This window comes from Flavobacterium restrictum (genome assembly GCF_007097245.1).
Lineage (GTDB): Bacteria > Bacteroidota > Bacteroidia > Flavobacteriales > Flavobacteriaceae > Flavobacterium > Flavobacterium restrictum.
In genome coordinates this window covers 53,986-77,394 of sequence record NZ_VJZT01000006.1, presented here as the reverse complement: position 1 = coordinate 77,394, position 23,409 = coordinate 53,986, and the positions used below count along the sequence as shown (strand labels likewise).

The window sequence follows — 23,409 nt, the reverse complement described above, 5'->3', positions numbered from 1 at the left end:
TGGTTAATTCTATTTTATGTTCCATTTGGGTTTTAGCCCAGATGGAAGTGGAAAGCCCGGAGTCCAAAAAACTAATTTTTCCTGCCCTAAAAGAGCGACCAGCGGAAGCTCCTTTTAGGACAGGAAAAAATAGTTTTTTGGACGAGGACTTGTAACGTACAGCTGGATTAGCTCCTATAACTGATCAATAACTTGTGTCAAACGTTGCGTAATTTCTTGAATTGTCCCGATACCATTTACGGCGTGAAACTTGTTTTGTTCCTTGTAATAGCCCATTAAAGGAGCTGTTTTATCGTTGTATTCTTGGTAGCGATTTCTAATTTTTTCTTCGTCTTGGTCGTCAATTCTCCCGCTTGTTTTGCCACGTTCTAGGAGTCTTGCTACTAGGATTTCGTCATCGGCTTCGAGGGCTATTGTGGCGGCAACGCTTGAGTTTATTGTGGTCAAAAAAGCATCTAATGCTTGGGCTTGAGCGATTGTTCTAGGATATCCATCGAACAAAATGCCGTTAGTATCTGGGTGCTTATTGACTTCGTCGATGAGCATTTTGGTCGTCAATTCGTCAGGGACTAAATCACCTGCATCCATATAAACTCTAGCTTCTTTACCTAAATGGGTATCATTTTTAAGGTTGTATCGAAATACATCTCCTGTAGAAATGTGTGTGAGTTGGTATTTTTCTTTTAGGAATTCTGCTTGAGTCCCTTTTCCTGCGCCTGGTTTCCCAAATAAAACAATGTTAATCATTTTTAAGTAGTATGTGTTTTGTAATTCGTTTTATGTTTATTCCTGTACTTGATAGACTTCTGGCAAGTTTCGTCCTAAACCGTCGTAATCGAGTCCGTAACCAACAATAAATTTGTTTGGAATTCGGATCCCGATATAATCAATTTTGAGGTCTTTTTTGTAGGCTTCGGGTTTGAAGAAGAGGGTCGCAATTTTGAAATGTTTTACATTTTGTTGTTTGAACAACGCTTTTAATTCGACCAAGGTGTTGCCGGTATCAATAATATCTTCGAGGACAATAACGGAACGACCGGTTAAATCCTGATTGAGACCAATGAGTTGTTGTATGGCGCCTGTTGAGGCAGTTCCCTCGTAAGAAGCCAGTTTGATAAAGGAAACTTCGCAAGGGGATTTGTATAATTTCATAAAATCAGAAACGACCATAAAAGAACCATTTAAAACACCCACAAAAACGGGTATTTCATCAGCAAAATCATCTTCTATTTGATTGACCATTTTGGCAACCGCAAATGCTATTTCTTTGGAAGAAATAAACGGAACAAATTGTTTATCGTGTAGTTGTATCATTATTTTTGTGTTTGAAATAAGGTGCAAAGATACAGAATTCGTATTTGAGAATCGATAATTGCTGCTTTTTTTGTATTTTTAAATTAAAATAGGAGAAATGCTTTCGGAATTGCAAACAAAACTTAAAAATGGGAGTGGTCATAGGGAAAACAGACAAATTCTGGCTGGATTAGTTTTGAATAATTCTAGTTTTTATCCTGAATTAATTGGGATAAGCTTGGATAATTTGGACAAAAACGGGCACAAAGCGTGTTGGATTTTAGAGTGTATTTCGTACGAAAAACTAGACTGGTTATTGCCTTATTTGGATGTTTTTTGTTCAAAAATTGGAATCTTGGAACACGAAAGTTCGATTCGTCCAATGGCAAAAATTTGTTTGCTACTCGTTAATTCCCATTTCAAAGATGGAGCCATATCCTTGACCGAAAATCAATTGCAAAGCCTGACCGAAGTTTGTTTCGACTGGTTACTCAAGGATACTAAAGTGGCAACAAAATGCTATTCGATGCGGAGTTTGCATTTTTTGGGCAACCATTATGAGTGGATTCATCCTGAATTAAAAATTATTCTCGAAAAGGAGTATCGCAATCATTCTGCTGCTTACAAAGCGGTTTCACGAGAAATTTTGAAGAAAATAAAATAGAAATACCTTTCATTTATTTTGTAAATTTGTTACATAAAATCATTGATTATGACCATTCAAGAAAAAAAAACCGCCTTAATCGAACACATTCAGAACGAAAATTCCGAGGAAATGATTGACAGAATTTATGACGATGTAAACAATATGAAAAGTTGGGAGTTAGAATATGGGCAAAACATTCTGAATCAATTGTTAATCAAGTCACAGGAGGAAGTACGTGAGGGAAAAACGTACACCAGCGAGCAAATGAAGGAAATGAGAAAAGAAAGAATGGAAAGTCGAAAATTGACTTACAAATGAAAATTATTTGGTCACACAAGGCTACAAAATCCTACTTTGAAATTTTAGATTTTTTAATATTTCTTTGGAACGAAGACGTGGAATCCGATTTTATAACTTTGGTTGATGACATTGAAATCTTATTATTAGAAAATAATTATTTAAGAAAACCTTATAATGAAAACGTTAGAGAAATTATTTTGCACAAAAACGCTTCCCTTTATTATAAAATCAATATGGAAAAGGATTGTTTAGAATTTTTACTTTTTAAAGACAATCGCCAAAATCCCGAAAGTTATTTGAAGTTGTTATAGTCCTAGTTTTAAATCTTGTTTATCTTTGCGCAAACAACTATTTCAATGAACTATTTCTCTTCCCATTTCAAATTAGGCATTCTTGGGGGTGGTCAATTGGGCAAAATGCTTTTGTTTGACACCCGAAAATTCGACGTTCAAACCTATGTTTTAGATCCAAGTGACGAAGCACCTTGCAAAATTGCTTGTAATCACTTTTTTCAAGGCGATTTAATGGATTTTGAAACCGTTTATAATTTTGGCAAACAAGTCGATGTTTTGACTTTCGAAATTGAATTGGTCAATCTTGAAGCCTTGGAAAAACTAGAAAACGAAGGTATAAAAGTATATCCATCCCCAAAAACCTTGAAACTTATTCAAAATAAAGGAATCCAGAAAGAGTTTTATGTGTCAAATAATATTCCAACAGCTCCTTTTGAGAAGTTTGAAAATCTAGAAATTCTAAAATCTAAAATCCAAAATCTAAAATTGCCGTTTGTATGGAAATGCACCGAATTTGGGTACGATGGCAATGGTGTAAAAATCATTAGAACCCTCGAAGATTTAGATAATTTACCCAACGTAGAGTGCATTGCCGAAGAAATGGTGCCGTTTAAAAACGAATTGGCCGTTATTGTTTGCCGCAATCCTTCGGGCGAAATAAAAACGTATCCTGTTGTGGAAATGGAGTTTCATCCCGAAGCCAACCAAGTGGAATATGTAATTTGTCCAGCTAGAATTGACTACAACCTAGCCGAAAAAGCCAGAGCAATCGCCTTGAACGTTTCCGAAAAATTCAATCACGTGGGACTTTTGGCGGTCGAAATGTTTCAAACCGAAGACGATGAAATCTTGGTAAACGAAGTCGCTCCTCGCCCACACAATTCGGGTCATTACAGCATCGAGGCCAGTTATACTTCGCAATTCGAGAACCATTTAAGAGCTATTTTGGATTTGCCTCTCGGAAATACCGACAGTAAAGTAGCTGGAATTATGGTCAATCTAACTGGTGCCGAAGGTTTTTCGGGAGATGTAATTTACGAAAACATCGAAACTATTTTAGGCTGGAATGGCGTTACGCCACACATCTACGGAAAAAAACAAACGCGTGCTTTTAGAAAAATGGGGCACGTTACGATAGTAAATGAAGACATTAATGAAGCGAGGCGAATTGCGGAGGATGTGAAGAATACCATTAGAGTGATCAGTGGTCAGTAATTGAGTGTTCAGTCGCAATTAACACCTTGAATAAAAAACATAAAATATAAAAAGTATATACTAAAAAGATATACATTTGTAATATTAATTTTTACTATTATGAAAACAATTTCTTTAAAAATAGATGACGCCATTTACGGTGAGACAGAAAACATTGTCAAATCCATTAAAAAACCAAGAAATAGGTATATAAATGATGCTTTGGAATATTACAACAAAATGCAAAGCAGACTTATTTTACAAAAAAAGCTACATTTTGAGTCAAAATTAGTTTCAGAAAGTTCTATGGAAGTTTTAAAAGAATTTGAACAAATAGACACTTTACATGAATCAATATGAAATTTGGCTAGCCGATTTGAATCCACAAATTGGTACCGAAGCGGGAAAAGTAAGACCTGTAGTAATTGTTCAAACCAATCTTCTGAACGAAATAGCACATCCTTCCACTATTATTTGTCCAATTACAACCAAACTTAACAACGAATCTGATGTTTTAAGAATCCGAATCCCTAAAGGAAGTTGCGGATTGAACGAGAATAGTGATATTATGATTGACCAAATTCGAGCCATTGATAATTCGAGATTTGTCAAAAAAATTGGATTTTTAAACAATGATATGAAATCGAAAATCAAAGAAAATATAAAAAATGTTTTAGATTTTTAATTAAAAAAACAAATGAGCAAAGTAGCCGTAATAATGGGAAGCATCTCCGATATGCCCGTAATGCAAGAAGCCATCGACATCCTACAAGGATTTGATATAGAAACCGAAGTCGATATTGTTTCGGCACACAGAACACCCGAAAAACTATTCGATTTTAGCAAAAATGCCCACACACGTGGCATTTCGGTAATTATAGCCGGAGCTGGCGGAGCGGCACATTTACCAGGAATGGTAGCCTCAATGTCGCCACTTCCCGTAATTGGAGTTCCCGTAAAATCAAGTAATTCTATCGATGGTTGGGACAGCGTTTTGTCGATTTTGCAAATGCCAGGTGGCGTTCCAGTGGCCACAGTTGCCTTAAACGGAGCGAAAAATGCCGGAATTCTTGCCGCCCAAATCATTGCAACATCAGACAAATGCGTTTTAGACAAAATAATTCTTTACAAAGAAGGTCTAAAAACAGCCGTCAATAAAGCCGCCGAGGGTTTAAAAAAATAAAAACATTTCACGAAGATTCGCGAAGAATACAGGAAGATGCACCAAAAATATTTTGTGAATCTCTGTTTAGCTTTGTGAATCTTTGTGTAACAAAACAATATATTCATGAGCATCTTAACTTCAACATTTCATACCAAATACAATACTGCGCCATTTTTGCAGATAAACCTTTCAGATTATAAACCTGCTTTTATCGAAAACATCGCTACGGCAAAAGCAGAAATTGATGCTGTAATCAATAATCCAGCAGCTCCAACTTTCGAAAACACTATCGAAGCTTTAGATTTTTCAGGAAATGCCTTGGATCGATTATCGTCTATTTTCTTCAATCTAAATTCGGCAGAAACCTGCGAAGAAATGCAAAAAATCGCTCAGGAAGTTTCTCCGTGGTTAACCGAATTCAGCAATGATATAACGTTAAACGAAGATTTATTCAAAAGAATAAAAGCCGTTTACGAGCAAAAAGACAGCCTGAATTTATCTCCAGAACAAGCCACATTATTGGACAAGAAATTCAAAAGCTTTTCTAGAAATGGGGCTTTACTTTCTGACGAAAAAAAATTAAAACTGCGCGAAATCGACACGGAATTAGCGAAACTAAAACTGACTTACGGCGAAAATGTTTTGGCAGAAACCAACAACTATCAATTGCATATTACCAAAGAAAGCGATCTACAAGGCCTTCCAGAAGGAACCATTGAAGCCGCAAAATCATTGGCAAAAGACAAAGAATTAGAAGGCTGGATTTTCACGCTTGATCATCCCAGTTATATTCCGTTTCTAACATATGCTGACAACCGTGAATTAAGAAAGGAAATGGCTATCGCTGCCGGTAAAAAAGCATTTCAAAACAACGAATTCGACAATCAGGAAATCACTTTAAAGATTGCCAAATTGCGTTTCGAAAGAGCCAATTTATTAGGTTACGAAACTCATTCACATTTTGTTTTAGAAGAAAGAATGGCTCAAAATCCTGATAAGGTAAAATCCTTTCTGAACGATTTATTGGCCAAAGCCAAGCCTGCAGCACAAAGAGAATTTGCCCAATTAACGGCTTTCGCCAAAGAATTAGACAGAATTGACCAATTAGAAAAATGGGATGGCGCGTATTATTCTGAAAAATTGAAACAAAAATTATTCAATTTAGACGACGAAAAACTGAAACCTTATTTTCAATTAGAAAACGTTTTGAATGGAGCTTTTACCATTGCTGGTAAATTATACGGATTGACTTTCACCGAAATATTCGACATCGATAAATACCACGAAGAAGTGACTACTTATGAAGTTAAAGACGAATTTGGAGAACTGGTGGCGATTTTCTACGCCGATTTTTTCCCAAGAAAAGGCAAACGAAATGGAGCTTGGATGACTTCGTTCAAATCACAATATAGTAAAGATGGCGTAAACGAAAGACCACATATTTCGAACGTTTGCAACTTTACCAAACCCACAGAAACCAAACCATCTTTACTAACATTCAATGAAGTAACCACTTTATTCCACGAATTCGGTCACGGATTACACGGAATGTTGGCCAATACGACTTACCCAAGTTTGTCAGGAACATCGGTATATTGGGACTTTGTAGAACTGCCAAGTCAAGTGATGGAAAACTGGTGTTACGAGCCGGAAGCTTTGGCTTTGTTCGCTAAACATTATGAAACTGGCGAAATTATTCCACAAGAATATGTCCAAAAAATCAAGGAAAGTGCGAGTTTTCAGGAAGGAATGGCGACTTTGCGTCAAATTAGTTTCGGATTATTGGATATGGCTTTCCACAGCAACAATCCAACTGAAATTACCAACATCAAAGCTTTTGAAAAAACTGCTTTTGAAGACACCACTTTATATCCTGATGTAGCCGAAAATTGTATGTCGGTTTCATTTTCACATATTTTTCAAGGCGGCTATTCTTCTGGATATTACAGCTATAAATGGGCAGAAGTTTTGGATGCCGATGCTTTTGCTTACTTTCAGGAATGCGGCATTTTCAATAAAGAAGTCGCAACCAAATTCAAAGACAACGTCCTTTCAAAAGGCGGAACGGAATTGCCAATGGAATTGTACAAACGCTTCAGAGGTCAGGAGCCAAAACCTGATGCTTTGTTGAAGAGAGCGGGACTTTTATAGATTTCAGATTGAAGATTAACAATTTTTGATTTAAGATTTAAACCGAAGTAGAAATGCTTCGGTTTTTTTTAATTGCTTTTTAAAAAGCAAATCTTTCTATACATTTGGCAAAACAAAAATTAGAATGGATATCAAGGCAATAAAAAAACACATTAAAACACATAGCAATCCCAATTCAAGGAGCAATTCACATTATGTATATCCAGTAGTTACTGAATATTCTCCCAATGAATTTGAATTGGAATGCGAAGGTAATTCTGGCGAAGCTTACATCATAAAAATCGACATAGAAAACAACAACATAAGCACCTCTTGCTCTTGCCCATACAAAAACACCTATTCCGGCATTTGCAAACACGTAATTGCTTCTTTGAAAATAATTATCGAAGATTATAATGGTGCGATTCCAACAATAGTTCCAGAGAAAGACAAAACATATACTTTATTCGAAGAACTTCCTGTTGCAACAGCAAACAAAACCGAAAAACTCAAAGGCAACCAAGCCAAACTAATTGACGGAATTATTACATCAAACACGATTAATAATTGGACGGTTGCACCAAGATATCGTGGCTACAATTATGATGACTATAAAATAACAGCAGTCTCCCAAACCGAAGTAAACACTCAAACAACGGGTTGGAACGGTTCCCGACAAATTTTTAGGTACAATCCCGAAACCGAAATTTTAGAATTTGAATGCAGTTGCACCAAAACAAAAAAACCGTGTGAACATACGGGTAAAGCACTACAAGAAATAGAGACGGTTTTTGGAGAAAATTTGTTTGCTAAAAACTATATCGAAGAAAAAACTAAAGAAGCCATTGCAAAATATGGTTTCACAACGGAGGATGATTACAACAGTGTTTTTAATTTTAAAATTACGCCCAAAGGATTTGAAGCTAAACCCAAAGCAAAAAACATCACAACCGATTCCAGAGATTACTCAAAAATATTCAAAACGACCGAAGTAGAAACTATCATAAATTTACCTTTTTTAGAAAGTAAAGACAACGATTTTGGTTTAGGGGTTTGTTTTGAATTTGAGAGAAAAAAATTCACGGAACTCATTCTTTTTCAAGCCAAATACAATAAAGCAAAAACCGATTTTTCTTCCTCCATTACAAGAATAAATACTTATAATTTTGAAGAAGCCTTGATGGTTTACAGTTCGGATCAAGAGCAAAGTTTGATTGTAAAAACAATGCAAGTCAATACAGCATTATCCAAATACAAGTCTTCCAAAGACGTAAATTATTTAAAAAAAGCCATCGCTTCCAACCAAGAACTTTTGGTGGTCTTGCAAAACAATTTCAGCTATACTTATGACGGTAGTAAAAACTTGGTTTGCAAAAATTTAACGCCCTGTTTTTATGACAATAAAACGATAAAGTTGTTTTTTACAATAAGCGAAACTCCCTATTTCTATACTCTAAAAGCTAAAGTTGCTTTAAACGACAAGAACTATAATTTAGACAGTCCCACAATACAAATCACTCCATTATACATTTTTGTAGATGACGTAATTGTACCCATAAATGACGCCAAGCTTTCGGTATATCTAAACCATTTTAGCAATTATGCGGAGATTAATTATCTAAAAAAAGACACACCTGATTTTTTTGAAAAAATAGTAAGACCATTGTCCGAAAAATTTGAAATTCAAACAGCTATTTTCAAAAAAAGCAAAGCTGAAATTAAGGAAACTACCCTCGAAAAACACGTTTACATCACTGATTTTGAAGGGCAATATGTCGTTTTTAAACCCGCTGTTCAATATCCTAATCAATTGATTTCTGTTTTTTCCAATGAAATGCTGGTCGAAGAATCAAAGAACGGCACCGCCAAAAAAAATATTTTATACCAAGAAAGAAATCAGTCTTTTGAGGACAATTTTATTGAAGAATTTAGAGGATTGCACCCCGCATTTGCCGAGCAAGACGAATTCTTTTTTCTCACACCAGAGCAATTGATGGAAAACTATTGGATGCTGCACGCCACCGATAGAATGCAGCAACAGGAAATGAAAGTTTTTGGAGCAAATAACTTAAAATCGTTCAAATTCAACATCAATAAACCCGTTATCAAAATCGGTTTAAAGTCGGATATTGACTGGTTTGATTTGGAAATCGACATTAGTTTTGGCAATCAAAAAGTGGGCTTAAAAGAACTACAAAAAGCATTTTTAAAAAGAACCAATTATGTGGCTCTTGGCGATGGAACGCTTGGAATAATGCCAGAAGAATGGATGAAAAAATTCTCTAATTATTTTAAAGTTGGAGAAATTAAGAAAGATGGCATCAAACTTTCGAATTATCAATTTGGAATAATCGACGAATTATTTGAAGAAATAGAGAAAAAACCTCCGTTTCTAGTCGAATTATTAGAAAAAAAGAAACGCTTACAAAACATCTCCAATATTGAAGAAGTTCCGATTCCGAAAGGCATCAAAGCAAAATTGAGAGATTATCAGCACCACGGATTGAACTGGCTGGCATTTTTGGACAAGAACCAATTGGGCGGATGCTTGGCGGATGATATGGGATTGGGCAAAACATTGCAAGCCATTACGTTTTTGCAATATTTGAAGCTGAAAGACAAAAAATGTTTGCCTTCGCTAATTATTGCGCCGACTTCCTTAATTTTTAACTGGAAAAATGAAATTGCAAAATTTTGTCCCACGCTAAAAATGCTGACTTTTGTAGGTGGAAATCGATTGGAAAACAAAGACGACTTCTCTAAATACGACCTAATTATTTCCACTTATGGTTCGCTCTTGAATGATGTTGAATTTATGAAAGATTACAAGTTCAATTATATTATTTTGGACGAAAGTCAAGCCATTAAAAACCCAAATTCCAAACGATACAAAGCCGTTCGTTTATTGAGTTCTTACAATCGATTGGTACTTACAGGAACTCCTATCGAGAACAACACCTTTGATTTATACGCTCAAATGAATTTTATCAACCCCGGTTTATTGGGCAATATGACGCATTTCAAAACCGAATTTTCGGATGCGATTGATAAAGAAAAGAACCACGAAGCCTCGCATTTGTTGAGCAAAATGATTGCCCCGTTTTTACTTCGAAGAACCAAAGAGCAAGTGGCAAAAGAACTTCCGGAGAAAACCGAAAGTATTATTTATTGCGAAATGGGCAACGAACAGCGCAAGGTGTATGATAGTTTTAAAAACAAATACCGTGATTACCTCATCAACAAAATTGACGAAAACGGAGTAGAAAATGCCCAAATGTACATTCTGGAAGGATTGACCAAATTGAGGCAAATATGCAATTCGCCCGCTTTAATTTCGGATGAGGAAGATTATGGAAATCAATCTGTCAAATTGGATTTATTGCTAGAAAATATCAAAGAAAAAACAGGAAATCATAAAATATTGGTGTTTTCGCAATTTGTAAAAATGCTACAACTGATAAAAACACGATTAGACGAAGAGCAAATTCACTACGAATACCTCGACGGGCAAACGACCAATAGGGAAGAAAAAGTCAATAATTTTCAGAATAATATCGATGTTCGAGTGTTTTTAATCAGCTTGAAAGCAGGCGGAACGGGACTCAATTTAACCGAAGCCGATTATGTTTTCCTAGTCGATCCGTGGTGGAATCCCGCAGTCGAAAACCAAGCCATTGACCGTTGTTACCGCATTGGACAAAAGCAAAAAGTAATGGCCTACCGAATGATTTGCAAAGACACGATTGAAGAAAAAATAGCGCTATTGCAAGGCAAAAAGAAAGCTGTCGCCACGAGTATTATTAGTATCGATGAAGAGAAAAAATCATTTGATGTAGACCAGGTAAAGTCGTTTTTTAGCTAGTCTTTTAAAAAAAAAGAGGACAACTAACTTCTAAACGTTCCAAAAAATCAACAAATACAAATTCAATTTTAATACCTTTGTTAAAAGAAAACCATTGAAAGAGAAAGTATTCTATATCATTGCTGGTTGCAACGGAGCTGGTAAAACTACGGCTTCCTATACTATTTTGCCCGAAATTTTGGATTGCAAAGAGTTTGTCAATGCCGATTTGATTGCCAAAGGATTATCCCCTTTTCAGCCCGAAACCGTTGCTTTTGAAGCAGGACGAATTATGATTGAGCGAGTAGATTTACTATTGTTGCAGGAAGAAAGTTTTGCTATAGAAACGACATTGTCAACCAGAAGTTATAAGAATAAATTGATTCTGGCAAAAGAAAGAGGGTTTAAGGTTGTGCTTTTATTTTTTTGGTTGCCCACTGTCGAAATGGCTGTAAATAGAGTTGCAACTAGAGTAAAAGAAGGTGGACATAATATTCCGACAGATGTAATCGAGCGAAGATATTTTCGTGGAATTGAAAACTTATTCAAAATATACATACCTTTGTGTGATAAATGGGCTGTTTATGATAATACACAATTCATATCAAAAATAATTGCTAAAGGAAAGCGAGATAATCAAATTGATATTATTAACGAAGACACTTGGTGTTTTTTTAAAGCGAAACCATAATGAAAACTAAAAGAAGTTTATATTCAGATTTTTTTGAGAAAGTTGAAATGGGTTTAAAAATTTCAGGTCAAAAAATGATTGCCGAAAAAATAGCCAAAGACCAATCGGTAGTAATGATGCACAAAGGCAAAATGATAACCATTAAAGCAGCCGAAGTTTGTAATTTGAAATAATAGTACATAAAAAACAACAGAAACCCACAGGATTATCGGTCTTGTGGGTTTTTTGTTTGTTTTTTTATCGTAAAACATCTTCGTGTTTATAACACCAATACTGTTTGTAAAATAGTTGCAAAAAGGCGAAGTTATTTTTTAAGGGAGCATTGTCGAAAAAGAACGAGTTGATTGGACTATTTTATAAACAGTATTAGTATGATTTATAGGTATTACTAGTATGCCTTAAAAATAAATACTAAACTTATGTTAACAATTAAACCAATTAAGGTCATATCTATCTTATACCTATAACTTAAAAATAAACAAATGAAAAAAGTACTTATTGCCGCATTATTACTAGTGGGATTGAACAGTTTTGCTCAAGAAAGAAACGACAAACCCAATAGAGACGAAATGGAGAAGTTAACTCCCGAACAACGCAACGAAAAAAGACTGAAAAAATTGACTGCCGATTTAGATTTGAACACCAAACAGCAAGAACAAGTAAGTAAAATTATCACGCAACAAGGGCTTAAAAGAGAAGCCATGAAAGCCAAAAGAGAAGACTTTAAAGCCAATCAAGAAAAACCTAGCCCAGAAGAACGAGCTGATTTCAAAAAACAAATGATGGATGAAAAAACCGCTATGGATGCTCAAATGAAAGCGATTTTAACTCCTGAACAATTTGCAAAATGGACCGAAAACAATGAAAAAAGAAGAGACAAAATGAAAGAGAGAATGCACGAAAGAAGGAATAATTAATTAATTCAAAAAAAAAGGAGCTTACCGTTTTGGTAAGCTCCTTTTTAAAATATACATTTTTACTCTAAAATGTTTGCGACACTTTATCAATTGCTTGAATGGTAAAATCCAAATCGTCATACGTTAAGGCATCAGTAATAAACCACGTTTCATAAGCCGATGGCGCAATATAAATCCCTTCGTTCAACAAACCGTGAAAAAATTTCTTAAAGGTTTCGTTATCACCTTTTGTAGCGCTTTGAAAATCAACTACTGGGTTTTCATCAAAATGTACCGATATCATAGAACCAATTCTATTAATGGTAAAAACGACATTATTAGCGGTCAAAACCCTACGGATACCTGTTTCTAAATAAGCGGTTTTGGCTTCCAATCGTTTAAAAATTTCCCGATCAGCATCTAATGCTTGCAACATTGCCAATCCAGCAGCCATCGCCAAAGGATTTCCTGACAACGTTCCTGCTTGATAAACGGGACCAAGAGGTGCTAGATAATTCATAATTTCGGCTCTTGCGGCAAAAGCACCAACCGGTAAACCACCTCCTATCACTTTGCCAAAACACACTATATCGGCTTTGATATGCAACAATTCTTGAACGCCTCCTGCTGCCAAACGAAAACCAGTCATTACCTCATCAAAAATCAATAGGATTCCGTTCTCTGTACACAATTGGCGTAGGCCTTCAAGAAATCCTTTGTTAGGAGGAATACAGCCCATATTTCCTGCTACTGGCTCTACGATTATGGCTGCAATTTCGTCTTGATTCGCTGCTATCAAGGTGGCAACATTGTCTAAATCATTGTATTTGGCCAGCAAGGTATCTTTGGCAGTTCCCGCTGTAACGCCCGGACTATTGGGTGTTCCAAAGGTAATGGCACCACTACCCGCTTGAATCAAAAACGAATCCGAATGACCGTGGTAACAGCCTGCGAATTTGATAATTTTATCTCTCTTGGTGAATCCGCGAGCCAAACGCACCGCACTCATACAGGCTTCGGTACCCGAATTCACAAAACGAATTTTATCAATATTAGGCACCATCGCCACTGCCAAGGCGGCAATTTGAGTTTCTAATTCGGTTGGCATTCCAAAAGAAGTTCCTAGTTTTGCCTTTTCGATTACGGCTTGAACCACGGGCTCGTAGGCATGACCCAAAATCATTGGCCCCCAAGAATTGATATAATCGATTAATCGGTTGCCGTCTTCGTCATATAAATAGGCTCCTTTGGCACTTTTTACAAATATTGGCGTTCCACCTACTGCTTTGAAGGCTCTAACTGGTGAATTTACACCACCCGGAATTACTTTTTCTGCTGCTGCAAATAACTGACTGCTTCTTTGGTATTTCATTTTATATTCGTTTTAAGAGTCTTGCAACTCTGCTTTTTTTATTTTACAATTAATTGTTGCCCTACCGCTATTGAAAAATCAGGAAGGTTGTTTTTTTGTTTTAAATCCTCCACCAAAATATTGAATTTTTTGGAAATAGAATACAACGTATCCCCTTTTTGAACTTCATAAACCTTTCCTTCTGTATTGGTAACGGGAATTACGGTTGCATTTTGACTTTTGTCAATTACATACTCTTTACCTAAAACCTGATTGTCATATTGATCTAAATGGTAGCGCTCGATGTAACTAATTAATTTTTCGGGATATTTAGCATCCGTTGCGTAACCTGCCGCACGTAGTCCTTTGGCCCATGCCGCATAATCGTCTTTTGGCAAACTAAATAAGGAAGCGTATCGGGTTCTTTTGGATACAATTTCGGCGTGATCCTGAAAAGATTCTTCGGGATTTTTGTATTTTCTAAAACATTCGTTGCTGCTATCATCGTCATGATAGACCGTTTCGCCAGTCCAATCTTTATAGCATTTAATCCCAAAATGATTGTTCGCTGTAACGGCTAAATTGCCTTGTCCCGCTCCCGATTCCAAAATACCTTGAGCCAAAATAATGCTCGCTGGAATGCCATATTTTTTCATGTTTTTCATAGCAACATCTTTGTAATGAAAAACATAGCCATTAACAACATCGCTGGTAACGAGTGTTCTGGATGTTGATTCGATAATTTCGGTATCTGAATTGGATTTTTTGGGATACCTAGAATTTGATTTTTTAGAACTGTAACTCCCCTCATTTTTGGACTTATAATGAGAGCCTTTAGTGGTAATAATAGCTGGTTTTGACGAGCCGCAACGTATCAATAACAAAAACGATAATAGCAGTAAACTTTTTTTAAACATGGGTATCAATTGTTGGTAATTGTTTCTTTTTTAATTTCAAATTCATGCCTTGAATTCCTTGTAAACCGCCGGTATGAATCAATAAAATTTTGGAATTTTTGGGGAAATAATCCTTTTTTATCAAATCCATAACGCCAAAAACCATTTTTCCAGTATAAATAGGATCTAATGGGATTTGAGTTTCGCCATAAAACTGATTGATAAAAGCTACTAATTCTTCATTCACTTTTCCGTAACCGCCAAAATGATAATCGGAAATGATTTCCCATTGTTCATTTTGCACAAAATTACGAATTTCATCTTTCAAAAAGTCTCCTTTTAAGGCAGGAAATCCCAAAACTTTTTGGTGTGGCAAAATACTATTTATAATTCCCGAAATCGTACCGCCAGTTCCCACCGCACAACATACAAAATCAAAAACAGCATCTTCGTGAGTTAGTATTTCCTGGCAACCTTGTATTGCGAGAGCATTCGTACCACCTTCGGGAATGCAATAGAAATCGCCCTGTTTTTGTTTTAATTCGTCCAAAAATGAAGTTTCATTTTTCAATCGATACGCAGCTCTAGTCACAAACTCAAAGTGCATCCCGCATTCTTGAGCAAATTGTAATGTAGGATTTTCATTGATTTTATTGCGCAATTCTTCCCCCCGAATAATCCCAATGGTTTGAAAACCGCGTGCCGCACCCGCATAAGCCACTGCCGCTATATGATTCGAAAAAGCACCGCCAAAAGTGAGTAATTTCTCTTTGTTTTGAATTTTGGCTTGCTGCAAATTATACTTTAATTTTCGGAATTTATTTCCTGAAACAAACGGATGAAGCAAATCCTCTCTTTTGATAGTCAAAGAAATAGCATTAGGAAAAAGTAAAGGTATTTTCTGGTTCAAAATGGTTTTTTATTTTAAATGTAAAAAGGGTAAAAATCCCCAAAAAGATCTTTTTTTCAAATAGTCACAATCCAATTCATAGGCATACGCTTCTCGTTCGAAACTAATATTTCGGTAGGCTAAATCCTTTTTTTTGTACTGCATAAGCCGAAAAAGATATTCTAAACCATACCAAATAAAAAATGGAATCACTAACAATTCCAGCTGCTGCCGCAAATGAATACGCTCATGAGTAACAAAAGTTTTATTCTCGATATCGCTCCGATATTTTACAAAAACAAACGGAAAAGCCGCCAAACCACGATATCCTTTTGGTATTAAATATTTCGTAACAATGAAGTACATTCGTTATAAAGTTTATAAATTTGTTGCTATGAAGGAGCAAAATAACGAAAATAAATTAATAGAAGGCGAAGATTTTTATTTAACCCCCGAAGGCTATAGGTGTTTCACCGAGAAATACCATTTAAAAAGAGGTCATTGTTGCAAAAGCGGTTGCCGCCATTGTCCGTATGGATTTGATAAAAAAACGGGGCTTTTGAAAAAGTGATCAGTGTTCCTTTTTTTAGTATTCAACTTTCAGAAAACAGTATTACATTATTATTTATGGACATTCTTTCTTTAAAATATAAAATAAAAATTCATAAATCCTACCACAGGTCGGATATACGATATCCCTAGTGGATGTTGTTTTTCAGCATTTTTAAAAACAATACATACCCTTTAATTTTAGATTTTAAAAACCAAAAAAATGACTTTTCAAGAACAAATACAACAAGGAATTCCTGCTATATTACCTCAACCAAAAGCGTACGAAACAAACATTAACCACGCTCCCAAGCGAAAAGACATCTTGTCAAACGATGAGAAAAAACTGGCCCTTAAGAATGCTTTGCGTTATTTTGAACCACAGCATCACGCCGAATTAATTCCTGAATTTCGCAACGAACTAGCCACTTACGGCCGTATTTACATGTACCGTTTGCGTCCCGATTATAAAATGTATGCCCGCCCAATCTCTGAATATCCTGGAAAAAGTGAGCAAGCCAAAGCCATTATGCTGATGATTCAGAACAATCTGGATTATGCCGTGGCGCAACATCCGCACGAATTGATTACCTATGGCGGGAACGGAGCGGTTTTCTCGAACTGGGCGCAATACCTGTTAACGATGCAATACTTATCAGAAATGACAGATGAGCAAACCTTGACGATGTATTCCGGGCATCCCATGGGATTATTCCCTTCGCACAAGGAAGCGCCGAGAGTGGTGGTGACCAACGGAATGGTAATCCCTAATTATTCGCAACCCGATGATTGGGAAAGGATGAATGCTTTGGGCGTTTCCCAATACGGGCAAATGACTGCGGGAAGTTATATGTACATTGGTCCACAAGGCATTGTACACGGAACAACCATAACTGTTTTGAATGGTTTCCGTAAAATAAAACGTTCCCCAAAAGGAGGTTTGTTTGTAACTTCTGGACTTGGCGGAATGAGTGGTGCACAACCCAAAGCGGGAAATATTGCGGGTTGTATAACGGTTTGTGCCGAGGTAAATGCCAAAATCACCCACATTCGCCACAGTCAAGGTTGGATAAACGAAGTCATCGAAGATTTAGACCAATTGGTCAAAAGAGTTACTTTGGCGAAAGCCAATAACGAAACGGTTTCTATTGCCTACCTCGGGAATATAGTTCATGTCTGGGAACGATTTGATGAAGAAAACATTCATATTGATTTGGGTTCTGACCAAACTTCACTCCACAATCCGTGGGCTGGCGGTTATTATCCTGTTGAAATTTCATTTGAGGAAGCCAACGATATGATGGCGAACAATCCAGTTTTATTTAAGAAAAAAGTACAAGAAACTTTGCGCCGCCACACCATAGCCATCAACAAACATACCGTCAAAGGAACGTATTTCTTTGATTACGGAAATGCTTTTTTGCTGGAAGCTTCTCGTGCTAGTGCTGATATTTTAAAAGAAGAAAACGGTGCTTCTCCCTCTCCTTCGGGGAGGGCTGGGGTGGGGATTGACTTCCGATACCCAAGTTATGTGCAAGACATTATGGGCCCTATGTGTTTTGATTATGGTTTTGGTCCTTTCCGTTGGGTTTGTGCTTCAGGAAAACTGGAAGATTTAGCCAAAACAGATGCCATTGCTTGTCAAGTTTTGGAAGAAATGTCCAAAACTGCTCCTATTGAAATACAGCAGCAAATCCAAGATAACATACAATGGATAAAAGGCGCGCAAGAAAATAAATTGGTCGTAGGTTCGCAAGCCCGAATCCTTTATGCCGATGCCGAAGGTCGTGTAAAAATTGCCGAAGCATTCAATCAGGCTATTGCCAAAAGCGAGATAGAAACCGTTATCCTGGGTCGGGATCATCACGATGTTTCTGGAACGGATTCGCCCTACCGAGAAACTTCGAATATTTATGATGGTTCCCGCTTCACAGCTGATATGGCGATACAAAACGTGATTGGCGATAGCTTTCGTGGTGCTACTTGGGTTTCTATACACAATGGCGGCGGCGTAGGCTGGGGCGAGGTTATTAACGGTGGCTTTGGTATGGTTCTTGATGGTTCTACAGCAGCTTCCAAACGATTGGCATCTATGCTTTTTTGGGATGTCAATAACGGAATTTCCAGACGCAGTTGGGCCAGAAACGAAGGAGCCATTTTTGCTATAAAAAGAGCCATGGAAAAAGAACCATTATTGAAAGTAACTCTCCCAAATAGTGTCGATGAACAGTTATTTTAGAAACAAAAGAATAGAACCCAAAATTTAAAAAAGACTAAATATGAAAACAATTAAATTAGTACCGCTATTATTCCTCTTTGTTATGGCTTCTTGCAGTTCCGTAAGCGTCAACTCGGATTACGATAAAAACGTGGATTTTGCACCGTATAAAACCTATGCTTTTTTTAAAGCGGGGATTGACAAAGTAGAAATTTCGGATTTGGATAAACGCAGAATTCTACACGCCATTGACGACCAAATGACAGCAAAAGGATTTACAAAAAGTGAAAATCCCGATTTATTAATCAATATTTTCACCAAATCCCGCCAACAAGTCAACGTAAACCAGTTCAATGCCGGATGGGGTTATGGTTGGGGATACGGTTGGAATCCTTACATGATGGGCGGTCAAACCAGCGTTTCTACATCGACGGAAGGCACTTTGTACATTGATTTAATCGATGCCAAAAAGAAAGAAATGATTTGGCAAGGCGAAGGAAGTGGTATTTTGACCAAAAACACCGCACACAAAGACGAACGTGTTGCCGAGTTTGTGAGTAAAATTTTAGCGCAATATCCGCCAGTTAAAAAATAGAATCATCCATTTATTTTTATAAAACAATTACAAATAGCCTACCTTTGCGTAGGCTTTTTTACACGCTATTATGACTCCAAATACAGACATTACCAGTTTAGAAGACATCAAATTATTAGTAAATTCGTTCTATTCCAAAGTGCAAGAAGACGCACTTATTGGTCCTATTTTTAACGAAAAAATAATGGGAAGATGGCCTGAACATTTAGAAAAAATGTATCGTTTTTGGCAAACCATTTTATTAGAAGAACACACATATACAGGAAGTCCTTTCCCACCTCACAAACAGTTGCCTGTGAACACTCAACATTTTGACCGTTGGATGGCGCTATTTACGGAAACCGTAGACCATTTATTTACAGGAAAATTAGCCGATGATGCCAAATTAAGAGCCCAAAATATGGCGCAAATGTTTAATTATAAAATCGAGTATTTTAGAAACGCCGGACGCAATTAACTAAAACGAAGAGCAACAGCCACCATACAATAGGGATACTTTCTACCCAAAAAGCAGTATAATAATTCGAGCGTTGGGTATTGGCAAAAGCCAGAAAAAAAGCAATAACAATTGTTATTATAAAAACCAATTGCAATTGTAAAACTTCAAAATTAGCATTAGCATTAACAGTCCAAAACGCTAGTGCACAAAATACAAATAATAAAACAAATCCAAGAGTTTTGGTTTTCTTCACCCCTATTTGCTGCGGAACTGTTTTTAAATGGGGATCATCCTTGGTCAAATCAATGATTTCAAAAATAAGAATCAGTACAAAGATCAAGACAAAGCGTTGCACACATTCGAGATAAAAACCATACGAAAGCGTGCTTTTGGAATTCAAAAAAGGCAAAACTACTGTAACCCCAGCCCAACATACCGCCACGATATAAATTTTTACACCAGCCCAATTGCGGGCATTTTTTTTGTTCGGAAAAAAAGAAAGCGTGTACAACAACGTAATTCCCAATACAGCTACAGAAACTAGTTGCGTGGCTCGTTGCAACTCCCAAAAATAGTAGCACACAAGCAACAACGCGCAAAAACTAAAAACGGCAATCAATTTTAATTGGTTTCGCATTTCAAATTTTTTGGCTCTTGCCAAAGCATCGTACTTCACAAAATTATACCCCACAATTGTACCAAAAAAAGCAAAATAAGCTACCGACTCATCCCCCAAAATGTGGAACTTCATTTGCGTGATTCGCACCAAGGCATAACAAGACAAACCCACATGAATGCTGCTATTGATGTAAAAATCGAGAATATGTTTAAAAATCTTCATTAGACAAAATTAATCAATTGTGAACAAATCAGCGATTTAGTTGAAAAATTCATATAAAATGAAGCCAAAAAACACCTTTATTAGAAGATTAATATTTATTTTTGCACCTCAAAAAACAATACTTTTACATTGCCATGAGAACAGATGCTTTTGCTTTAAGACACATTGGGCCAAGAGAAAATGACCTACAACACATGTTGCAAACAATTGGTGCAGCAACACTTGACCAATTAATTTCCGAAACGATTCCGAATGATATCCGCTTAAAATCTGATTTGGATCTAGATCCCGCCATGACCGAATATGAGTTTGCCAATCACATTCAAAAATTAGGAAATAAAAACAAAATGTTTCAATCCTACATCGGTTTAGGCTACAATCAAGCCATTATTCCCGCTGTAATTCAACGCAATGTATTCGAAAATCCGGGTTGGTACACGGCTTACACGCCTTATCAAGCCGAAATTGCACAAGGGCGTTTGGAAGCAATTTTGAATTTCCAAACCATGGTTATTGAGTTAACCGGAATGGAAATTGCCAATGCATCACTTCTTGACGAAGGAACCGCAGCTGCCGAAGCAATGGCACTATTATTTGACGTTCGTTCTCGTGACCAAAAGAAAAATAATATAAATAAATTCTTCGTTTCCGAAGAAATTTTACCACAAACGCTATCTGTTTTACAAACACGGGCTACACCAATTGGTGTGGAATTAGTACTAGGAAACCACGAAACATTTGATTTCTCAAAAGATTTTTATGGAGCAATCCTACAATATCCAGGCAAATACGGGCAGGTAAATGACTATACGGATTTTATCGCAAAAGCTGCCGCAAATGAGATAAAAGTTGCCGTTGCTGCCGATATTTTGAGTTTAACCAAACTGACACCTCCAGGAGAAATGGGAGCGGCAGTAGTACTTGGAACCACACAACGTTTTGGAATTCCGTTAGGATACGGTGGACCCCATGCCGCTTATTTTGCAACCAAAAACGACTACAAACGTTCGATGCCAGGACGTATTATTGGTGTAACGGTTGATACCAATGGCAACCGAGCACTTCGTATGGCGTTACAAACACGGGAACAACACATTAAGCGAGATAAAGCGACTTCAAATATTTGTACGGCACAAGTTTTATTGTCCGTAATGGCGGGAATGTATGGCGTATATCATGGTTCAAAAGGTTTAAAATACATTGCTAACAAAGTGCATGCAATGGCTGTAACGTTGGAAGAGGCATTAAAAAAATTAGGTTTCGAACAAACCAATACCGCTTTTTTTGACACCATTGTGATTAAAGCTAATGCTCAAAAAGTAAAAGAAATTGCCGAACAAAACGAAGTTAATTTTTATTATATAGATGAAAATACGATTTCTATTTCGTTGAACGAAACCACAAGCATTGGGGATGTAAACAAAATAACAGGAATTTTTGCAGAAGCAAGTAATAAAGAATTTTTTCCAGTTTCAGCTCCCTCCACTTCGGGGAGGGCTGGGGAGGGGATTAGAACATCCCCCTTTTTACAACATGATGTTTTCAATAAATACCATTCAGAAACGGCTTTGATGCGCTATATCAAAATGTTAGAACGTAAAGATTTAGCGTTAAATCACTCGATGATTTCATTGGGTTCTTGCACGATGAAATTGAATGCAGCTTCAGAAATGTTACCTTTAAGTATGGCACAATGGAACAACATTCACCCATTTGCTCCGCTAGATCAAGCACAAGGATACCAAGAAATGTTGTCTAAATTAGAGCAACAATTAAACGTAATTACTGGTTTTGCAGGAACAACATTACAACCCAATTCTGGTGCGCAAGGGGAATATGCCGGATTAATGGTTATTCGTGCCTATCACCAATCTCGCGGCGATTATCATAGGAATATTGCTTTGATTCCGTCATCGGCTCACGGAACTAATCCAGCTTCGGCAGCGATGGCAGGGATGAAAGTTATCGTTACCAAAACATTGGAAAACGGAAATATTGATGTAGAAGATTTGCGAGAGAAAGCAATTCTTCACAAGGATAATCTTTCTTGTTTAATGGTGACTTATCCATCAACACACGGTGTTTTTGAAAGTGCCATTAAAGAAATAACGCAACTTATTCACGATAATGGTGGACAAGTTTACATGGATGGTGCCAATATGAATGCTCAAGTTGGATTAACAAATCCAGCAACAATTGGAGCAGATGTGTGTCACTTGAACTTACACAAAACCTTCGCTATTCCTCATGGAGGCGGTGGTCCAGGAGTTGGGCCTATTTGCGTTGCACCACAATTGGTTCCATTTTTACCAACCAATCCTGTGATTCCTACTGGTGGTTCAAATGCTATTACGGCAATTTCTGCTGCACCTTGGGGTTCGGCTTTAGTTTGCTTGATTTCTTACGGATATATTTGCATGTTGGGTGCCGAAGGTTTGAAAAAATCGACTGAATATGCGATTTTGAATGCCAATTACATCAAAGAAAAATTAAACGGACATTACGATACGTTGTATTCTGGCGAAATGGGTCGCGCAGCACACGAAATGATTTTAGAATGCCGTCCCTTTAAAGAAAAAGGAATTGAAGTAACGGATATCGCCAAACGATTAATGGATTATGGATTTCATGCCCCAACAGTATCATTTCCAGTAGCTGGAACGCTCATGATTGAACCTACCGAAAGTGAAAACTTGGAAGAATTAGATCGTTTTTGTGATGCTATGATTGCTATTAGAAAAGAAATTGAAGCAGCTACAGCTGACGATTCTAACAATGTTTTGAAAAACGCACCACATACTTTAATGATGGTTACGACTGACAATTGGGTCTATCCATACACTCGTGAACAAGCCGCATTTCCGTTGGATTACATTGCCGAAAACAAATTTTGGCCTACCGTTCGTCGTGCCGATGAAGCGTATGGTGATAGAAATTTAGTTTGCAGTTGCGCTCCAATTGAAGCGTATATGGAAAACTAGTTTGCTTTAAAATACCTAAAAATGCCTCGCTAGTTTCGAGGCATTTTTTTTGGACAATACTTTCCAATTCGATGTCAATCAAAAAACAGCTGATTATCAATCCCTACAATTACTAAATTAAAAACGCAATCATTTTGACAATTCATTAAAAAATTATCAGTAATTTAGCCAAAAAGATAAAATTCGATAATTATATGCACG

Annotated in this window: 23 protein-coding genes; 17 read left to right on the top strand and 6 right to left on the bottom strand. The window is 36.8% G+C overall.

Annotation, left to right across the window (positions count from 1 at the left end; genetic code table 11):
• Nucleotides 1-174 precede the first annotated feature (174 nt).
• Nucleotides 175-747: an adenylate kinase gene (locus tag FNW21_RS07530; protein ID WP_144256131.1), complete on the bottom strand. Its 573-nt coding sequence runs from the start codon at nt 745-747 to the stop codon at nt 175-177.
• 36 nt (nt 748-783) lie between these two features.
• On the bottom strand, nt 784-1,314 hold the full coding sequence (hpt, locus tag FNW21_RS07525) for a hypoxanthine phosphoribosyltransferase (protein ID WP_144256130.1): 531 nt from the start codon (nt 1,312-1,314) through the stop codon (nt 784-786).
• A gap of 97 nt (nt 1,315-1,411) precedes the next feature.
• Here hpt and FNW21_RS07520 point away from each other — a divergent pair, with 97 nt between their 5' ends.
• The 12 genes from FNW21_RS07520 (at nt 1,412) to FNW21_RS07470 (ending at nt 12,470) form a co-directional block, all read left to right on the top strand.
• Nucleotides 1,412-1,957 (top strand): hypothetical protein, encoded by a 546-nt coding sequence (locus FNW21_RS07520; protein ID WP_144256129.1) that lies wholly within the window; start codon nt 1,412-1,414, stop codon nt 1,955-1,957.
• A 48-nt stretch (nt 1,958-2,005) separates the two neighbouring features.
• The gene (locus FNW21_RS07515; protein WP_144256128.1) at nt 2,006-2,257 is read left to right on the top strand and encodes a hypothetical protein; all 252 of its coding nucleotides are present in this window, start codon (nt 2,006-2,008) and stop codon (nt 2,255-2,257) included.
• A complete protein-coding gene (locus FNW21_RS07510; RefSeq protein WP_144256127.1) occupies nt 2,254-2,550 on the top strand; it encodes a hypothetical protein in 297 nt (98 codons plus the stop codon). The genes FNW21_RS07515 and FNW21_RS07510 overlap by 4 nt, the downstream gene beginning before the upstream one ends.
• A gap of 45 nt (nt 2,551-2,595) precedes the next feature.
• Nucleotides 2,596-3,747 carry a 5-(carboxyamino)imidazole ribonucleotide synthase gene (locus FNW21_RS07505; protein WP_144256126.1) on the top strand — a complete coding sequence of 384 codons (1,152 nt, stop codon included), beginning with the start codon at nt 2,596-2,598 and terminating at the stop codon, nt 3,745-3,747.
• A gap of 99 nt (nt 3,748-3,846) precedes the next feature.
• Nucleotides 3,847-4,086, top strand: coding sequence for a hypothetical protein (locus tag FNW21_RS07500; RefSeq protein ID WP_144256125.1), 240 nt, complete (start codon nt 3,847-3,849; stop codon nt 4,084-4,086).
• Entirely contained in the window at nt 4,073-4,411 is a 339-nt protein-coding gene (locus FNW21_RS07495; protein WP_144256124.1) for a type II toxin-antitoxin system PemK/MazF family toxin, read from the top strand. Before FNW21_RS07500 ends, FNW21_RS07495 begins: the two co-directional genes overlap by 14 nt.
• A 12-nt stretch (nt 4,412-4,423) precedes the next feature.
• Nucleotides 4,424-4,909, top strand: coding sequence for a 5-(carboxyamino)imidazole ribonucleotide mutase (gene purE, locus FNW21_RS07490; protein ID WP_144256123.1), 486 nt, complete (start codon nt 4,424-4,426; stop codon nt 4,907-4,909).
• 105 nt (nt 4,910-5,014) lie between these two features.
• Nucleotides 5,015-7,042: a M3 family metallopeptidase gene (locus FNW21_RS07485; RefSeq protein ID WP_144256122.1), complete on the top strand. Its 2,028-nt coding sequence runs from the start codon at nt 5,015-5,017 to the stop codon at nt 7,040-7,042.
• A gap of 124 nt (nt 7,043-7,166) precedes the next feature.
• A complete protein-coding gene (locus tag FNW21_RS07480; RefSeq protein ID WP_144256121.1) occupies nt 7,167-10,883 on the top strand; it encodes a DEAD/DEAH box helicase in 3,717 nt (1,238 codons plus the stop codon).
• Between the two features lie 94 nt (nt 10,884-10,977).
• A complete protein-coding gene (locus FNW21_RS07475; protein ID WP_144256120.1) occupies nt 10,978-11,553 on the top strand; it encodes a zeta toxin family protein in 576 nt (191 codons plus the stop codon).
• The gene (locus FNW21_RS16300) at nt 11,553-11,726 is read left to right on the top strand and encodes a hypothetical protein (protein ID WP_185963898.1); all 174 of its coding nucleotides are present in this window, start codon (nt 11,553-11,555) and stop codon (nt 11,724-11,726) included. Before FNW21_RS07475 ends, FNW21_RS16300 begins: the two co-directional genes overlap by 1 nt.
• Before the next feature lie 309 nt (nt 11,727-12,035).
• Entirely contained in the window at nt 12,036-12,470 is a 435-nt protein-coding gene (locus FNW21_RS07470; RefSeq protein ID WP_144256119.1) for a Spy/CpxP family protein refolding chaperone, read from the top strand.
• Between the two features lie 64 nt (nt 12,471-12,534).
• Here FNW21_RS07470 and hemL read toward each other — a convergent pair whose 3' ends face one another.
• The 3 genes from hemL to FNW21_RS07455 are packed head-to-tail and all read right to left on the bottom strand — an operon-like array spanning nt 12,535 to nt 15,606.
• Nucleotides 12,535-13,821 carry a glutamate-1-semialdehyde 2,1-aminomutase gene (gene hemL, locus FNW21_RS07465; RefSeq protein WP_144256118.1) on the bottom strand — a complete coding sequence of 429 codons (1,287 nt, stop codon included), beginning with the start codon at nt 13,819-13,821 and terminating at the stop codon, nt 12,535-12,537.
• A 38-nt stretch (nt 13,822-13,859) separates the two neighbouring features.
• Nucleotides 13,860-14,717, bottom strand: a complete 858-nt coding sequence (locus tag FNW21_RS07460) for a glucosaminidase domain-containing protein (RefSeq protein ID WP_144256117.1) — start codon at nt 14,715-14,717, stop codon at nt 13,860-13,862.
• Nucleotides 14,710-15,606, bottom strand: a complete 897-nt coding sequence (locus FNW21_RS07455) for a 1-aminocyclopropane-1-carboxylate deaminase/D-cysteine desulfhydrase (protein ID WP_144256116.1) — start codon at nt 15,604-15,606, stop codon at nt 14,710-14,712. The genes FNW21_RS07460 and FNW21_RS07455 overlap by 8 nt, the downstream gene beginning before the upstream one ends.
• Nucleotides 15,607-15,979: 373 nt before the next feature.
• Between FNW21_RS07455 and FNW21_RS07445 the strand changes: the two genes are divergently transcribed.
• The 4 genes from FNW21_RS07445 (at nt 15,980) to FNW21_RS07430 (ending at nt 19,404) form a co-directional block, all read left to right on the top strand.
• Nucleotides 15,980-16,156, top strand: coding sequence for a DUF5522 domain-containing protein (locus tag FNW21_RS07445; RefSeq protein ID WP_185963901.1), 177 nt, complete (start codon nt 15,980-15,982; stop codon nt 16,154-16,156).
• Between the two features lie 201 nt (nt 16,157-16,357).
• The gene (locus tag FNW21_RS07440; protein ID WP_144256113.1) at nt 16,358-18,373 is read left to right on the top strand and encodes a urocanate hydratase; all 2,016 of its coding nucleotides are present in this window, start codon (nt 16,358-16,360) and stop codon (nt 18,371-18,373) included.
• A gap of 40 nt (nt 18,374-18,413) precedes the next feature.
• Nucleotides 18,414-18,947 carry a DUF4136 domain-containing protein gene (locus tag FNW21_RS07435; RefSeq protein ID WP_144256112.1) on the top strand — a complete coding sequence of 178 codons (534 nt, stop codon included), beginning with the start codon at nt 18,414-18,416 and terminating at the stop codon, nt 18,945-18,947.
• Nucleotides 18,948-19,017: 70 nt separating this feature from the next.
• The gene (locus FNW21_RS07430; protein ID WP_144256111.1) at nt 19,018-19,404 is read left to right on the top strand and encodes a group III truncated hemoglobin; all 387 of its coding nucleotides are present in this window, start codon (nt 19,018-19,020) and stop codon (nt 19,402-19,404) included.
• Here FNW21_RS07430 and FNW21_RS07425 read toward each other — a convergent pair.
• Nucleotides 19,382-20,227 (bottom strand): UbiA prenyltransferase family protein, encoded by an 846-nt coding sequence (locus FNW21_RS07425; RefSeq protein WP_144256110.1) that lies wholly within the window; start codon nt 20,225-20,227, stop codon nt 19,382-19,384. The genes FNW21_RS07430 and FNW21_RS07425 overlap by 23 nt on opposite strands.
• Nucleotides 20,228-20,361: 134 nt before the next feature.
• On the opposite strand from FNW21_RS07425, the gene gcvP reads away from it, so the two are divergent.
• Nucleotides 20,362-23,208 carry an aminomethyl-transferring glycine dehydrogenase gene (gene gcvP / locus FNW21_RS07420; protein ID WP_144256226.1) on the top strand — a complete coding sequence of 949 codons (2,847 nt, stop codon included), beginning with the start codon at nt 20,362-20,364 and terminating at the stop codon, nt 23,206-23,208.
• Nucleotides 23,209-23,409 lie beyond the last annotated feature (201 nt).

Bases quoted from the DNA above. Each gene is read 5' to 3' on its own strand.
- FNW21_RS07510 (WP_144256127.1), top strand. From the start codon at position 2,254: ATGAAAATTATTTGGTCACACAAGGCTACAAAATCCTACTTTGAAATT.
- FNW21_RS07520 (WP_144256129.1), top strand. From the start codon at position 1,412: ATGCTTTCGGAATTGCAAACAAAACTTAAAAATGGGAGTGGTCATAGG.
- FNW21_RS16300 (WP_185963898.1), top strand. From the start codon at position 11,553: ATGAAAACTAAAAGAAGTTTATATTCAGATTTTTTTGAGAAAGTTGAA.
- FNW21_RS07435 (WP_144256112.1), top strand. From the start codon at position 18,414: ATGAAAACAATTAAATTAGTACCGCTATTATTCCTCTTTGTTATGGCT.
- FNW21_RS07445 (WP_185963901.1), top strand. From the start codon at position 15,980: ATGAAGGAGCAAAATAACGAAAATAAATTAATAGAAGGCGAAGATTTT.
- FNW21_RS07470 (WP_144256119.1), top strand. From the start codon at position 12,036: ATGAAAAAAGTACTTATTGCCGCATTATTACTAGTGGGATTGAACAGT.
- FNW21_RS07485 (WP_144256122.1), top strand. From the start codon at position 5,015: ATGAGCATCTTAACTTCAACATTTCATACCAAATACAATACTGCGCCA.
- FNW21_RS07500 (WP_144256125.1), top strand. From the start codon at position 3,847: ATGAAAACAATTTCTTTAAAAATAGATGACGCCATTTACGGTGAGACA.
- FNW21_RS07425 (WP_144256110.1), bottom strand. From the start codon at position 20,227: ATGAAGATTTTTAAACATATTCTCGATTTTTACATCAATAGCAGCATT.
- hpt (WP_144256130.1), bottom strand. From the start codon at position 1,314: ATGATACAACTACACGATAAACAATTTGTTCCGTTTATTTCTTCCAAA.
- FNW21_RS07440 (WP_144256113.1), top strand. From the start codon at position 16,358: ATGACTTTTCAAGAACAAATACAACAAGGAATTCCTGCTATATTACCT.
- FNW21_RS07480 (WP_144256121.1), top strand. From the start codon at position 7,167: ATGGATATCAAGGCAATAAAAAAACACATTAAAACACATAGCAATCCC.
- hemL (WP_144256118.1), bottom strand. From the start codon at position 13,821: ATGAAATACCAAAGAAGCAGTCAGTTATTTGCAGCAGCAGAAAAAGTA.
- FNW21_RS07460 (WP_144256117.1), bottom strand. From the start codon at position 14,717: ATGTTTAAAAAAAGTTTACTGCTATTATCGTTTTTGTTATTGATACGT.
- FNW21_RS07495 (WP_144256124.1), top strand. From the start codon at position 4,073: ATGAATCAATATGAAATTTGGCTAGCCGATTTGAATCCACAAATTGGT.
- FNW21_RS07430 (WP_144256111.1), top strand. From the start codon at position 19,018: ATGACTCCAAATACAGACATTACCAGTTTAGAAGACATCAAATTATTA.
- FNW21_RS07505 (WP_144256126.1), top strand. From the start codon at position 2,596: ATGAACTATTTCTCTTCCCATTTCAAATTAGGCATTCTTGGGGGTGGT.
- purE (WP_144256123.1), top strand. From the start codon at position 4,424: ATGAGCAAAGTAGCCGTAATAATGGGAAGCATCTCCGATATGCCCGTA.
- gcvP (WP_144256226.1), top strand. From the start codon at position 20,362: ATGAGAACAGATGCTTTTGCTTTAAGACACATTGGGCCAAGAGAAAAT.
- FNW21_RS07530 (WP_144256131.1), bottom strand. From the start codon at position 747: ATGATTAACATTGTTTTATTTGGGAAACCAGGCGCAGGAAAAGGGACT.
- FNW21_RS07515 (WP_144256128.1), top strand. From the start codon at position 2,006: ATGACCATTCAAGAAAAAAAAACCGCCTTAATCGAACACATTCAGAAC.